Consider the following 13,230-nt stretch of genomic DNA (forward strand, 5'->3'; position numbering starts at 1 on the left):
TGGACGCATTCTGAGACGGTCACTTATTAATGCGGATTGGTATTACTTAGTTACTGATTGTGGTACCAGCTTTGAAACATCAACATATTCCACAGTTGTGTATGATATTTTTTCTTTTTGTGCTTGAAGTCATGCCATAGTAGCGCCACTTTTTCACTATCAAAAATACCTTGTTGCTCAATTTTATCTTGGGTAAGTAAATCTTCTGCCCAGTCATTCAATGGGCCATTAAGCCAGCTTTTTATTGGCGCGCCAAATCCGTGCTTAGGGTTATTGGTCAACGAGTTAGGAATGTGCTGGTCTAGTACTTTTCGAAGAACATGCTTTCCTTTGCCTTCATGAAACTTCATCGACATAGGAAGAGACCAAGCGAATTCGGTGATACGGTGATCAAGTAAAGGGCTTCTTAGCTCCAGACTATTTGCCATGCTCGCTCGGTCCGTTTTGACTAAAATATCGTCACACAAATAAGTGACATAATCATAAAGCATTAAATAGTGTTCAGGGCGAGGTAAGTCTAACGCGCTTACCGCGCGCAATTTATGTTGCTCCGGTGTATGAGGCTGTAGCATAAGGTTCTCAGGGGCAACCCACTTACAAACACGGCTCATGTACATATCGAGTACATTCATCGCGCCTATCTCGTTAGCGTACTTATTCGTCGTCAATCCTAACTTCTGTATCGACGCTAACCTAAACAGTTGACCCGAAACTGCGCGCTTAAGCGCATCAGGTATTTTTTGACTGATTTGCCAGTTCTTAATGTTTCTAAAATAACGGTTGTAACCGTAAAACAGCTCATCTCCTCCATCCCCACTTAATGCAACTGTGACTTTACTTTTGGCTAATTTAGCAACGATAAACGTAGGTATTTGTGAGGAATCAGCGAAGGGCTCGTCGTAATGCTGGGCAATATCAGGTACCAAATCAAGTGCATCTTGGCCGCTCACATACAGCTCATTGTGCGATGTGCCCAAATAACCTGCGATATTTTTGGCTAAATGCGCTTCGTCTTTGTCGCTATGACTAAACCCTATGGAGAAACTATTAACAGGGCGAGCAGACTGTTTTTGCATCATCGACGCGACCAAACTTGAGTCTATGCCACCTGACAATAGGACCCCGAACGGCACATCAGAAATCATCCGTAAGCGAGTAGAATCCTCTAATAAATGCGTTAAATGCGTTTGCGCTTCATCTAAAGTGCCCGAGAATGGATGATTAAATTGGTGCGCAGCAACATCAAGCGCCGACCAATATTGTTTACATTTATCGAGTAAATCATGCTCAGACGTCAATTCATCAACCGTTAGGGTCACAAAACTGCCGGGTGCTAATTTGTATATTCCTTGGTAAATGGAGTACGGCGCAGGAATATAATTAAAGCGCATATATTGCCCAAGGGCCTGCATGTCCAATTCTGGGGTAAAGTCAGGGATGACCTTTAACGCTTTTAGCTCAGAAGAAAAACAAAAAAAATCATTGCTGCGTCCAAAATAAAGCGGTTTTTTACCTACGCGATCCCTCGCTAACGACAAGGTCTTTTGTTGTTTATCCCATATCGCCAGCGCAAACATACCGTTAAATTTGCGTAATGCTGCCTTTAAACCGAATTCGGCAATCGCACAGAGCACAACTTCGCTATCTGAATGCCCTTTGAATGATTGCTGAGAGAGGGACTGGCGGATTTCAGCAAAGTTGTATACTTCACCATTAAATACCATCACATAACGATCACACGCTGAATGCATTGGTTGATGGCCATCCTGACTTAAATCTTGTACCGCCAATCGACAATGGCCCAACGCCACCCCAGGAGTACCTTCCCAAACACCGTTGTCGTCCGGACCGCGGTGATTCAAAGTCGTATTCATTTTTTGAATAATATTCGCTTTGCAAGAAGAAGTATTGAGGCGAAAAAGACCTGTAATACCGCACATACAGTTAACTCGTTATTATTTTTATTTAATAAACAAAAATTACCGAAAAATTAACAAGTTAGCAACCAAATGATAGTAAATAAAAAGCCAGCATAATAGCTGGCTTGAATAAGAAGCATGTGCAGTTGATTAGTCGATAAGCTGGTACTTATCGCGCAGCACAGCAATCACTTCCTCTTTCGGATTTTCACTTAACGCAATTTTCTGTCCAGTGATTTTCTCAGCAATTTGCGTATAGGTATTTGAGATGTCCATCAACACGTCTACCGGTAAAGCGTTGTCCCGCGCTAGCGCTTCTCGCTCATCCATGCGCTCTTTGTTGAGTAAAATATCAGGATCAGGAAAGTGATTAAGCAACAGTTGTCTGAACCCTTCTTTTGAGTTTTCAACTATCTTACCCTGCGCATATTGTTTAGCATCCCAGATACGAGATGAATCGGGCGTGCCTACTTCATCCATATAAATTAATTTATCGTTACCGTTAACGTCTTTTACATAGCCAAACTCAAATTTTGTATCCACAAAAATTTGCTCAACTTTTGCCAACGCTTGACTAATAACGCCGAAACCTTCGGTCAGTAATTTTTCGTACAATGCAATATCGTCGGCGGAGTTAAAGTTAAAAGCCGCAAAGTTGTCGGCTATATCTTGACGGGACACATTGACGTCGTCCGCTTCAGGGACGCCTTCGATTCCTTTAAGCACCCCTTTGGTTGAAGGGGTAATCAAAATATTCGCTAGTTTACTGTCTTTCGATAAACCTTCTTCAAGACGAATACCACAAAACTCACGCTCACCTTTTTCATAGGCTCGCCACATTGAGCCAGTAATATATTGGCGACAAATCGCTTCAATCATGACAGGACGCGCTTTTTGTACTATCCATACCAGTGGATGAGGAATATCAAGAATATGGCTGTCTGCTAAGCCCTGCTCTTTAAACAAACCGAACCAATGATTTGAAATCGCATTTAATGCTGCACCTTTGCCTGGTACACCCTGCATGCCCTGCTCACCATGCCAAATACAATCAAATGCCGATATGCGATCACTTATCAACATGATAGCTAAAGGCGTATCCTTTGGAACAGGATAGTTATGCTCTTCAATAAGACGACGGCTGTCCTGTTCAGTTAACCAATAAACAGAACGAACCTTGCCACTGTGTACAGGTAAGTCGGTGCGAATAGGAAGGTTGTCATTAACAGCAAGCACTTTATCAGCGAAGCTCATACTAGAATGTCCTTAAAAAGGGGTTGCCTAAAAACGAAAAAGCACCCTTGCGGTGCTCTTTCAAATGATACTAAATGTACTAAATATCTAGATTGTCATCAGCCATCACGCGAGCAAAAACATCATATAAACCAGACAACTTATCTTTAGTGAATGGTGTGCTTTCATTATCAAGCACAGTTAAAGACGTTTGCTCACCGTTTTCTTCCACTCTAAAACGATATTCTTGCTTCTCAAGAGGCAAGGCATTTTCATCGTTTGACCAGATAGAATCCCACCAACCGCTCTCGGTGCCGTTGTACTTAACAAACAATAAACCGTTTGATTTGTCGTAATCTTTTACGTCAAACCCTAGTTTACGCAATACAAGCAACACACGCGGCCAAGCAGTGTCGTAGTTACTGTCTATGATGAACGCGGGCGCATCTTCGCCATCTTGCCCAATGCTAATTTGCATTCCACGACGTATTTCACGTAGGCGCTTAGCATCAGCCACGCGAATTTGATATTCGTAGTGCCCAATCACCTTATTCAAAATATCGACTTCTTTGGCACGTGAATCAACGTCTGACTTTTCAGCGACAACGGATTGGCCTTGGCGCTCTTGATAATCAACCAAGTGCGCATTCAAGGTGGCAGTTCGACCGTGAGATTTCATTTCTAAGTCGAATTCAAAACGTTGACTGGTATCACGCTCAATTGACGACCAGCTATACCAATGATCATCTAACACTTCTTTCACTACGACCCAATCTGTTACCAGGCGCTGCTTGTCTTTATCGAATGACTCAATACCAATCCCCTGCTCTTCTAAATAGCTCAGCAATGAGTTCCATATGGTGGTATCTAGTGGTTGGCTGTCATCAACTTGGTCAAAGAATACTTTGGCATCTTTACTGCCATCGTCAACATGGGAGCCGGTAACTAAAGGCAATACCAATGCGGGTGAAACCACCTTAAGATCCTTGCCGATGAAGTTACGCGGTGCGTCTTCATCTAATGCAGGAAGCTTATATGCCTGACTAAAATTAGGACGGTCAACATCGGCTGGTACTTGAATATCCTTACCTGGTTGCTGCTTGGTATATTCAAAATTACCACTGGCGATTTGTCGCTCTTCTAATGAACTACACGCGCTTAGAACACTCACCGCGATAGCTGTGCCAATGAAAAACTTAGTTGTCATGCAATCTCCTTAAGATAATACGCCCGAATTGCGCATGACTTGTTCGATATGATTTTGGCTATCAAGTTCCGATTCAATTAACGGTAAACGCAAAAATGCAGATTGAATGAGCCCCATTTTGTATAAAGCCCACTTAGGCAATACTGGATTTGGTTCAATAAATAGCGCGCTATGAAGCTCTGCTATTTGTCGATCAATGTCTTTTGCTGTGGCGAAATCGCCTGCAAAGGCGGCCTCACACATCTGTGCCATTTGCTTAGGTACGACGTTAGCCGTCACTGAAATAACACCGTGCCCGCCTGCGGTTAAAAACTCACAACCCGTGCCATCATCACCACTTAAAAACACAAAGTCTTTGTCGACGAGTGGTTGAGTCTGTTTTAAACGTGCGATATCACCCGTGGCATCTTTAAGGCCAACAATTTTAGGGTGCGTAGCAAGTTCAGCAACGGTCTCTGGCAGCATATCAGCTACCGTACGCCCTGGTACGTTGTATAACAGAACCGGTAAATCGGTAGCATCAGCAACCGCTTTAAAATGCGCAACCATGCCTTTTTGTTGAGGCTTATTGTAGTAAGGCACCACACTGAGAAAGCCATCAATGCCTGTATCGGCCATTTGTTCACTAAGAAAAATCGCTTCAGCAGTGGAGTTCGCGCCACTTCCAGCAATAACAGGTATCTTCTTATCAGCAAACTCGACCATACGTTTAACCACTTCAATGTGCTCATCAAAGGGCAACGTGGCAGACTCACCCGTGGTCCCCACAGCGATTAAGCCATGGCTGCCATTGGCAATATGAAATTCAACCAATTTCTTAAGCGACGGATAATCTATCTCGCCTGATTGGTTCATGGGGGTGATTAATGCAACGTAACTACCAGTAAACATGCCTACTCCAGAAAAAATTCGCGCCTAATGGTAAAGAGCCTGTGGGGTAAAAACAAGTAATGAATGCGCAGAAAGTAAAACCGACGGGGAAACTGGAAATACTAGGGGTAATTCAGGTATGTTAGTGGCGTTAGAATTTACCACGAAGATTAATACATTAATGAAACATCAATTAATCATTACCATTTTAGGTGCCAATAAAGTCACTGTGCTCAGCACCCTCACTGATGTCGTCTGTGAAGCAGGTTGTAACATACTTGACAGTCGTCAGGCTGTGTACGGGCAAGATTTCTCGTTGACCATGATAGTTGAAGGTACGCAAAGCGCTATCGTACGCGTTGAAATGGCGATACCTATCGCGTGTCAGCAACTTGATCTGCTATCAATGATGAAGCGTACTAAACGACATGCAAAGCAAAACTTAGAGCACATAGCAGACGTCACCTTCTCTGGGGTCGATGCAGTGGGCGTTGTAAAGGAAGTGACTCAGTTTCTTTCCACCTTTTGCGTTACCGTCAGTGCTTTGCGGTTAAAAACATTGCAAACATCTAAAGACGAACAAGACGAAGTAAAATGTAAAATGGTGGTAAGTATGCCGCACAATATTGACCTAGCCGATTTGGAACACAAATTTGATGCGTTACTGAGTCAATTAAATCTACAAGGGGCGATTAAGCAAAATCATTAGTTTTCGGCCGATCACCCAATCATTTTCCATTCAAATTAAAACCAAGGACATATTTTATGAACAGACTAACCGCCGGTGAAACAGCACCAGAATTTGCATTGCCTAATGAAAAAGGTGAAACCGTTAAGCTGTCAGATTTCAGTGGTAAGAAAGTACTGGTCTATTTTTACCCAAAAGCGATGACCCCAGGCTGCACAGTACAAGCACAAAATCTGCGTGATAATAAGAGCGAGCTGGATAAGTTGAACGTTGTCGTATTGGGCATAAGCCCAGATGCAGTAAAACGCCTACCCAAGTTTATCGACAAAGAACAACTAAATTTCAGTCTTCTATCAGATGAAGACCATGCCGTAGCAGAAGCATTTGGCGTCTGGGGACTAAAGAAGTTTATGGGCAAAGAATACGACGGTATTCATCGCATTAGTTTCTTAATCAATGAACAAGGTGTGATTGAGCATGTGTTTGATAAATTTAAAACCAAAGATCATCACCAAGTCGTACTTGATTACTTAAATCAATAAGCTAAACCGGCCGTGCTTGCATACCATGAAATCATATTTAGGGCATGCAAGCACCATCAAGTATGTACAATACGTTTTTAAACTGCGGGAGGAAGCTCCTGCAAAGGCCCTTTCCACGCGTTAGCGACTGCTTTAACCAAGGTAGCGAGAGGAATAGCGAAGAACACCCCCCAAAAACCCCATAAGCCGCCAAAAAACAGCACTGCAATAATAATGTACACTGGGTGCAGACTCACCGCTTCAGAAAACAGCACCGGAACGAGTACGTTCCCATCAAGTGCTTGAATCACCCCATAGGCAATCATTAACCACCAAAAATCCGGTGTGATCCCCCACTGAAACAATGCCACTACCGCCACAGGGATCGTCACAACCGCAGCACCGATATAAGGTATCAATACCGAAAACCCAACCAATACCCCAAGTAACAGCGCATAACGTAAATCCATTAACGCGAACGTGACGGCCGATACTGTGCCCACGATAATAATTTCTATCACTTTGCCACGTATATAGTTAGCGATTTGGGTATTCATCTCACTGCCCACTTGCTTAATGAGGCGTCGTTGTGAGGGTAAAAGTGGTGACAAGTTAGCCAACAACTGGTCCTTGTCTTTGAGCATAAAAAAGACCATCAAGGGCACGAGCACAAGATAAATTAATAAAGACGCTAAGCTACCAAGAGAACTAACAGAAGCCGATAACAACTGCTCCCCAAGACTGACAATGCGTTCGTTTATTCCGTCGAGCATGTCCTGTACATCCCCTAAATGAACGAAATCAGGATACTGTTCAGGTAGGTGCAACACCCAGACCTGGGCATGCCCCCAAATTTGCGGCATTTCTCGAATCAGATTAATACTCTGTTGTGATACCACAGGCACAATGCCAATAAAGGTTAAAATGCACAAAGTTAAAAAGCTAAAGATAACCAGACTGCAAGCAAAACTTCGGCGTAGTCCTGCTCGTGATAATTGACTTACCGGCCAGTCCAATAAATAGGCTATAACCGCTGCGACTAGCACAGGCATTAAAATAGTGCCCAGCACTGCTAACAGCAGAAAAACCGCAATCAGCATGATTAACAACATTACGGAATCAGGATCGGAGAACTTGCGCTTATACCACCTTTCAAACACACTTATCATAGAACTGTTATACCTCTTAAACCTGATATTAATTTTGGCGACGAAGCAAGTTAAATCACATCATTTTGCCGAATTGCTACAATGAGTGTCATGCAAAACGCGCCTAGCGCAGCATAATATAATGTGCCACACAAGAAAGATAAGACTTTAACAAAGTTGCGACGGCTTTTTTACTAACCGACATAAAATGGACATGCTCTAGTCACTTTGAAAAGAAAAATACTTGAAGTACGGGCCAATGAACGCAATATTAATGCTTGTCATCAGTTTTTCGGAACTAAATCAGGCAATTGCCTTTCTTATTAACGAAGTTGTAATTGATTAAATAGGTGAAATGATTAAAACGTCCCCCGTATATAAAAAAGCATTGCTTAGTACTGCCTTGGCTTTTGGCCTAGTCACTAGCGGTGTAGGGCTAGCTGCTAATCAAAAAAATGCTTTGCCCGAAATAGGTGTCGTTGCATCAAGCGCAATTAGCTTAGATAAAGAAATACAGATTGGTGATGTTTTAATGCGCCAGCTTCGCGGCCAAGCACCTATCATCAATGACCCATTACTTGATGAGTACATTCAAGACTTGGGCAATCGCCTAGTAGCCCAAGCTGACAACGTCAAATTTCCATTTGAATTTTTTCTGCTGAACAGTGCCGATATAAACGCTTTTGCGTTTTTTGGTGGCCATGTAGGTGTACACACAGGCTTAATCTACAATGCACGCAATGAAAGTGAGTTGGCATCTGTACTTGCCCACGAAGTAAGCCACGTTACCCAGCGTCATATCGCCAGAAGTATCGCTGCCCAGCAGAAGTCTTCCCCTTTGCAATTAGCATCAGCATTGGGCGGTATTTTACTTGCCTTAGCTAACCCAGAGGCCGGTATTGCTGCTATTAGTGCGGGCTCTGCAGCATCGGCTCAAGCGTCAATCAATTACACCCGCCAAAATGAAAAAGAGGCTGATAGCATAGGTATTCGAATATTGGCTCAGGCTGGCTTTGACCCTAATGGTGCCAGTGATTTTTTTGGTACCTTAGTCGAAAAGTACCGCTTAAAATCCAGAACGCCGGCTTTTTTGTTAACTCACCCATTGCCAGAATCGCGGGTAGCTGATGCTCGTACCCGGGCCGCCAGTTATAAAACGGGTAGAATAGCCCCTAGCTTAAGCTTTCACCTCGCCAAAAGCCGTATTTTGGCCCGCTACTATGCTACGCCGGAATACAATATCAATTATTTTGAAACAAGTCTTGAGCGCGACAGCTACACGTTTAAAGCAGCCGCTGAATATGGTTTGGCATTAGCTTACCTTGCAGACAAACAAAACGAAAAAGCGGGAGACTTAATTGATAGTTTGTTGCAAAAAGACCCGCGAAACTTATTCTATTTAGACACATACACAGACGTAGCGTTAGAGACAGGTCGTGTTCAAGATGCAATTGATAAGCTCACCGCTCAGGCGGTATTAACACCGCGCAATCGAGTAATAACCTTGAACTTAGCCAATGCGCTAGTCAAAAATAAAGAATTCGATCAGGCGGTGCGCCTGTTAAAAGATTATTTGTTAGTTGAGCCAGAAAACATGCTTGCTCACCAAATATTGTCTGACGCGTACGCGGAAAGCCAAAACAAGTTAGAGATGCACCAAACCAAGGCTGAAGTTTACGCCTTAGCCGCTTCATACCCTCGCGCCATAGATGAATTACATAGCGCTTATAACTACGCTGGCACTCAAAACATCGAAAAACAAAGAATACGTGCGCGCATTGAGCAATTCCGCGCCTTTCAAACGCGCCTAGAGAGTCTTTAAAATATCAATCGCGCTGCGCAACGATGCAGCGCTTTGCTCGCCTAATAATTGCTTTTTCACTTCACCATCCGGCCCAATAATAAACGTCGCTGGCAAACTATTCGGTTTCTCCATAGGCAATGGTTGTTCTGCGTGGGTAATAACTGGAAATTGAATGTCAAACTTTCGCTTTATCTCAACAAGCTCATCCTGTGATACATCATCATAGCTAATTGCAAACAAAGGGGTTTGTTCACCATCATGCAGATAAAACTGATTGAGTTCAGGCATTTCACGTAAGCACGGCGCGCACCAAAGCGCAAAGTAGTTAACCACTACCCACTGACCTTCATAATCTCGCCACTTGTGAGCCACATCGTCATCAGTACGAAAGTCTGTTCTGGCCAAAGAATAGCCGTACATTCCCCCAAGTAACCCTGCGATAATAAGCAGTGAATATAAAAATTTACGCAACATTGTTCTGCCTTCTCTTTTACCAATGTGAACGAAACGATAGAATATCGACATTCAATTTAGATAACAGTAGAAATTTATCATGTCGAAGCTGACCATACTACATAACCCTCGTTGCTCAAAAAGCCGCCAAACGCTGCAATTACTACTCGATAACGGTCAACAACCCAATGTTATCGAATACCTAAAAACGCCACCTAGTGTTGAAGAACTACAGGCTATTTTGTTAATGCTGAGTATGTCAGACCCTCGCTCTTTAATGCGCAAGAAAGAGCCAGAGTACAAAGCATTAAATATCGACAGCGATAATATTTCGCCTGACGAGCTGCTAACGGTTATGCATGCATCCCCTAAACTGATAGAGCGCCCAATTGTCATTAAAGGGCCGTTAAACGATAGAGACAGCTTGGCCGCGATTGGCCGTCCTCCAGAGAATGTGCTTAAGCTACTATGAGCGACCACATTCTCGTTCTATATTACAGCCGTAACGGTGCCACAAAAGCGATGGCTAACCGTATCGCCCAAGGCATCGAGTCAAAAGGTATGCAAGCGAAATTGCGCACTGTCCCTGATATATCTGACGGCATTGAATTTAAGCAACCAAGCGTGCCTGAGGACGGAGATCTCTTTGTACAACAAGCAGATTTAAAAGCCTGTGCGGGTTTGGCCTTAGGCAGCCCGACTCGCTTTGGCAATATGGCAGCACCGTTAAAGTACTTTCTCGATAGTACGAGTAGCCAATGGTTATCCGGTGCCTTAGTCGACAAACCGGCCAGCGTGTTTACCTCAACAGGCAGTATGCATGGCGGCCAAGAAAGCACCCTACTTAGTATGATGCTCCCCTTATTGCACCATGGCATGGTGTTAGCAGGCTTACCTTATACTCACCCAGAATTACACAGCACAACAACCGGGGGCAGCCCTTATGGGGCAACGCACTACGCCCACGGAGAAAAAAGCAGCAAACTCAGTGACGATGAACGTGCACTTTGTTTTGCTCAAGGTCAACGTTTGGCGGTGTTTGCCCAGAAGTTAGCGACTCAATAATAATTAAAATCAGGACACAACATGACCTTAAATACCCAGTTTTATAAACGCCTTGCTTTGGGCAGCTATTTTCTATTAATCATCTGGCTCGTGGTTTGGCATTTCTTCTTAACCATAGATAAAAATACCTCCACTTTATTTACATTACTGCTGTGGATCGTTCCCATTTTGTTGCCGATCAGAGGGTTATTGACGGGCAAACCTTACACCTATGCATGGACTAATTTTATCGTGATGTATTATTTACTCCATGGGTTAACCGCAGTCTATGCTGTTGAAGGTGAACAACTCTATGCTGCGGTTGAGATACTATTGTGTGTTGGCTTGTTTACTGGTTGTAGCTTTTATGCTCGTTTGCGTGGAAGAGAGTTAGGCACAGGCATTAGAAAACTAAAAGAAGAATTATTGGAAGAAAAAGAAGCATTCGAAGCGCACAAAAACAATAAACGTTAGTTTAGGTTAAGCGCTTCTTTAACAAATGGGATGGTCAGCTTCCTTTGCTGCTGCAAAGAAAGCTGATCCAGTTTGTCTAAAGTGTTCATCAACGATGGCATATCCCGTTGCCAGTGATTAACCAAGTACACTGCCACTTTTTCTGGCATTACTAGCCCTCTTTGCTTCGCCCGGGTTAATAATGCCACGCAGCGCCCTTCGTCACTTAAACTTGCTAGGGTGAAACTCACTCCCCAAGCCAAACGAGAAGCTAAATCCGCTAGTTGTAAGTTCAGCGACATTGGCCCACCATTTGCGCATGCGACCACATGACTGATACCTAGCTCTTTTACCCGATTCAATAAATCAAATACCGCAATCTGCCATGTTTGAGAGTCTTGCAACGCATCTACGTCATCTAAACAAATCAACTGGCTGTGCTCGAGTCCATCGAGTACTTCGGGGGAATATTGCTGCTTTTCTTTAAAACTTAAATATACAGCGGTGACATTAGCAGACTGGGCTTTATGGCATAACGAGTAAAGCAAGTGACTTTTGCCCACACCGTGCTCACCGCTGACAAACGTTAGCCAAGGCTGGCTTTTGGTATTCAACGTTTTATTGAGTAAGCTTTTTAGTCGATGAACCAAATGCGAATTTTCACCCACAATGAAACTGTCGAACGTTTCTGTATCACGCAAATTCACCGCTAAGGACAATTGCTTACTCATTATAGTTTCCAGAAATACTCCAAATTTTGCTTGTCGACTTCAAAGCGATTGACCGGTGAAATCCGCTTGTCTAAGCCTATTGCATCAATTAGATTTTCTACTTCACCAAGTAAGTTGAGTTCGAATCGCGCTACCTGACCTTGCTGACTGACAAGGCTTGCCGAGCTAACAACACTCAGGCTATTGAAAAACTTAAGTATTTCACCGTATTGACTGAGACTCGTCAGATTCTTTACCGTGACGATAGTTCGCATTGCTTCAGGGTCAAAACGGCTGAAATCAATCGCGTATTTCGCCGCTAACGTGTCTGACATTGCGTTAACCAAAGCGTCAACGACTTGTGCTTGTTCAGCACCTGAAACAGTGCCTGCACTGGTGTTTCCTGCTTCTAGTAGCACCCAGTCGCCTTGCCAAATAGCAGCGCTTTGTGGCTCATCTTCACTGTTTTGCGCTTTGTAGATCCTTGCTGAGAATACATTGTCAACGCCATAGCGCTGACTCGCTTGACTTAGTTGATGTACAAAGCCACCCCATACATCATAGATACTAATATTTTGCATGTCGTCTAAGTCTAGTAAGGGTTGCACAATTTCAACGCCTCGGCGTTTTGCGGTGTCTTGTGCTATATCAACTAACGCTTGATGACTACCTTCTGCGACAAGCTTACGGCTGCCACCGGGTTCTTTAATTGCTAGCCAAACAATGGTCTCTGGGCGACGCTTGTCCCATATGCGATAGCCTGAATCGCGTAACTGTTTGTCAACTTTGTCTTGATCGAAGTTCACTGATAAGAAAAGCTGCTCAGGAGTTTGTTCAAAACGGTATGTTCTTAAGTAACTTTTGGCTTGTTTAAGTTGTTGCTTAATTTGCGCGTCGTTCAATAACGCTGAATTACCACTGACTTTTACAAACACATCTTCAAGACCATCTCGTATTGCTGCGTTTTGGGTCGAGGTTGACTGATCAGGCACTTCGACCCTAGCACTGTATAGTCCTTCAATAACACCCGCGTAAGCAGTGGTGAAACAACATAGTGATAAGCAAAATATTAGGTGCAATCGAACTAAAATAGCGACGCCTTTGATCATTTCTCAACATAACTCCACAGTAGAAAGGTTGTATTGTCATTGATTTAAGTAGAAATTTCATCATTTGTTTC

At 43.4% G+C, this 13,230-nt stretch carries 14 protein-coding genes; 6 read left to right on the forward strand and 8 right to left on the reverse strand.

The window, feature by feature from the left end:
• Window positions 1-50: 50 nt before the first annotated feature.
• The 4 genes from asnB to dapA all read right to left on the reverse strand — a co-directional run bounded on the left by asnB (window position 51) and on the right by dapA (window position 5,250).
• Window positions 51-1,940: an asparagine synthase (glutamine-hydrolyzing) gene (gene asnB / locus GCHA_RS07160; protein WP_039992196.1), complete on the reverse strand. Its 1,890-nt coding sequence runs from the start codon at window positions 1,938-1,940 to the stop codon at window positions 51-53.
• Between the two features lie 129 nt (window positions 1,941-2,069).
• Window positions 2,070-3,173, reverse strand: coding sequence for a phosphoribosylaminoimidazolesuccinocarboxamide synthase (locus GCHA_RS07165; RefSeq protein WP_007986593.1), 1,104 nt, complete (start codon window positions 3,171-3,173; stop codon window positions 2,070-2,072).
• A 79-nt stretch (window positions 3,174-3,252) separates the two neighbouring features.
• Window positions 3,253-4,359, reverse strand: a complete 1,107-nt coding sequence (bamC, locus tag GCHA_RS07170; protein WP_007986595.1) for an NlpB/DapX family lipoprotein — start codon at window positions 4,357-4,359, stop codon at window positions 3,253-3,255.
• A 9-nt stretch (window positions 4,360-4,368) separates the two neighbouring features.
• A complete protein-coding gene (gene dapA / locus GCHA_RS07175; protein WP_007986597.1) occupies window positions 4,369-5,250 on the reverse strand; it encodes a 4-hydroxy-tetrahydrodipicolinate synthase in 882 nt (293 codons plus the stop codon).
• 160 nt (window positions 5,251-5,410) lie between these two features.
• Between dapA and GCHA_RS07180 the strand changes: the two genes are divergently transcribed.
• Together GCHA_RS07180 and bcp are read left to right on the forward strand one after the other, a co-directional pair.
• Entirely contained in the window at window positions 5,411-5,938 is a 528-nt protein-coding gene (locus GCHA_RS07180) for a glycine cleavage system transcriptional repressor (RefSeq protein ID WP_191866285.1), read from the forward strand.
• A gap of 56 nt (window positions 5,939-5,994) precedes the next feature.
• A complete protein-coding gene (gene bcp / locus GCHA_RS07185; RefSeq protein WP_007986601.1) occupies window positions 5,995-6,459 on the forward strand; it encodes a thioredoxin-dependent thiol peroxidase in 465 nt (154 codons plus the stop codon).
• Between the two features lie 77 nt (window positions 6,460-6,536).
• Here the strand turns inward: bcp and GCHA_RS07190 are convergent, their stop codons facing one another.
• On the reverse strand, window positions 6,537-7,607 hold the full coding sequence (locus GCHA_RS07190; protein WP_007986603.1) for an AI-2E family transporter: 1,071 nt from the start codon (window positions 7,605-7,607) through the stop codon (window positions 6,537-6,539).
• 334 nt (window positions 7,608-7,941) lie between these two features.
• Between GCHA_RS07190 and bepA the strand changes: the two genes are divergently transcribed.
• Window positions 7,942-9,408 (forward strand): beta-barrel assembly-enhancing protease, encoded by a 1,467-nt coding sequence (gene bepA / locus GCHA_RS07195; protein ID WP_007986605.1) that lies wholly within the window; start codon window positions 7,942-7,944, stop codon window positions 9,406-9,408.
• Here bepA and GCHA_RS07200 read toward each other — a convergent pair.
• On the reverse strand, window positions 9,394-9,864 hold the full coding sequence (locus GCHA_RS07200; protein ID WP_007986607.1) for a TlpA family protein disulfide reductase: 471 nt from the start codon (window positions 9,862-9,864) through the stop codon (window positions 9,394-9,396). The genes bepA and GCHA_RS07200 overlap by 15 nt on opposite strands.
• 79 nt (window positions 9,865-9,943) lie before the next feature.
• Here GCHA_RS07200 and arsC point away from each other — a divergent pair, with 79 nt between their 5' ends.
• Genes arsC through GCHA_RS07215 form a run of 3 tightly spaced genes read left to right on the forward strand, consistent with a single transcriptional unit; the run spans window position 9,944 to window position 11,361 of the window.
• The gene (gene arsC, locus GCHA_RS07205) at window positions 9,944-10,315 is read left to right on the forward strand and encodes an arsenate reductase (glutaredoxin) (protein ID WP_007986608.1); all 372 of its coding nucleotides are present in this window, start codon (window positions 9,944-9,946) and stop codon (window positions 10,313-10,315) included.
• Window positions 10,312-10,908, forward strand: coding sequence for an NAD(P)H:quinone oxidoreductase (gene wrbA / locus GCHA_RS07210; RefSeq protein WP_007986610.1), 597 nt, complete (start codon window positions 10,312-10,314; stop codon window positions 10,906-10,908). Before arsC ends, wrbA begins: the two co-directional genes overlap by 4 nt.
• A gap of 21 nt (window positions 10,909-10,929) precedes the next feature.
• Entirely contained in the window at window positions 10,930-11,361 is a 432-nt protein-coding gene (locus tag GCHA_RS07215) for a DUF2069 domain-containing protein (protein ID WP_007986611.1), read from the forward strand.
• Here the strand turns inward: GCHA_RS07215 and hda are convergent.
• Window positions 11,358-12,071, reverse strand: coding sequence for a DnaA regulatory inactivator Hda (gene hda, locus GCHA_RS07220; protein ID WP_007986613.1), 714 nt, complete (start codon window positions 12,069-12,071; stop codon window positions 11,358-11,360). The two genes, GCHA_RS07215 and hda, sit on opposite strands and share 4 nt — an antisense overlap.
• Window positions 12,071-13,159 carry a DUF2066 domain-containing protein gene (locus GCHA_RS07225; protein WP_007986615.1) on the reverse strand — a complete coding sequence of 363 codons (1,089 nt, stop codon included), beginning with the start codon at window positions 13,157-13,159 and terminating at the stop codon, window positions 12,071-12,073. The genes hda and GCHA_RS07225 overlap by 1 nt, the downstream gene beginning before the upstream one ends.
• Between the last annotated feature and the right edge of the window lie 71 nt (window positions 13,160-13,230).

The sequence above is a fragment of the Paraglaciecola chathamensis S18K6 genome, assembly GCA_000314955.1.
Taxonomy (GTDB): Bacteria; Pseudomonadota; Gammaproteobacteria; order Enterobacterales; family Alteromonadaceae; genus Paraglaciecola; species Paraglaciecola chathamensis.

What these genes read in the sequence shown, in the direction of transcription:
- asnB (WP_039992196.1), bottom strand. Translation starts at nt 1,940, where the DNA reads ATGTGCGGTATTACAGGTCTTTTTCGCCTCAATACTTCTTCTTGCAAA.
- GCHA_RS07165 (WP_007986593.1), bottom strand. Translation starts at nt 3,173, where the DNA reads ATGAGCTTCGCTGATAAAGTGCTTGCTGTTAATGACAACCTTCCTATT.
- bamC (WP_007986595.1), bottom strand. Translation starts at nt 4,359, where the DNA reads ATGACAACTAAGTTTTTCATTGGCACAGCTATCGCGGTGAGTGTTCTA.
- dapA (WP_007986597.1), bottom strand. Translation starts at nt 5,250, where the DNA reads ATGTTTACTGGTAGTTACGTTGCATTAATCACCCCCATGAACCAATCA.
- GCHA_RS07180 (WP_191866285.1), top strand. Translation starts at nt 5,411, where the DNA reads ATGAAACATCAATTAATCATTACCATTTTAGGTGCCAATAAAGTCACT.
- bcp (WP_007986601.1), top strand. Translation starts at nt 5,995, where the DNA reads ATGAACAGACTAACCGCCGGTGAAACAGCACCAGAATTTGCATTGCCT.
- GCHA_RS07190 (WP_007986603.1), bottom strand. Translation starts at nt 7,607, where the DNA reads ATGATAAGTGTGTTTGAAAGGTGGTATAAGCGCAAGTTCTCCGATCCT.
- bepA (WP_007986605.1), top strand. Translation starts at nt 7,942, where the DNA reads ATGATTAAAACGTCCCCCGTATATAAAAAAGCATTGCTTAGTACTGCC.
- GCHA_RS07200 (WP_007986607.1), bottom strand. Translation starts at nt 9,864, where the DNA reads ATGTTGCGTAAATTTTTATATTCACTGCTTATTATCGCAGGGTTACTT.
- arsC (WP_007986608.1), top strand. Translation starts at nt 9,944, where the DNA reads ATGTCGAAGCTGACCATACTACATAACCCTCGTTGCTCAAAAAGCCGC.
- wrbA (WP_007986610.1), top strand. Translation starts at nt 10,312, where the DNA reads ATGAGCGACCACATTCTCGTTCTATATTACAGCCGTAACGGTGCCACA.
- GCHA_RS07215 (WP_007986611.1), top strand. Translation starts at nt 10,930, where the DNA reads ATGACCTTAAATACCCAGTTTTATAAACGCCTTGCTTTGGGCAGCTAT.
- hda (WP_007986613.1), bottom strand. Translation starts at nt 12,071, where the DNA reads ATGAGTAAGCAATTGTCCTTAGCGGTGAATTTGCGTGATACAGAAACG.
- GCHA_RS07225 (WP_007986615.1), bottom strand. Translation starts at nt 13,159, where the DNA reads ATGATCAAAGGCGTCGCTATTTTAGTTCGATTGCACCTAATATTTTGC.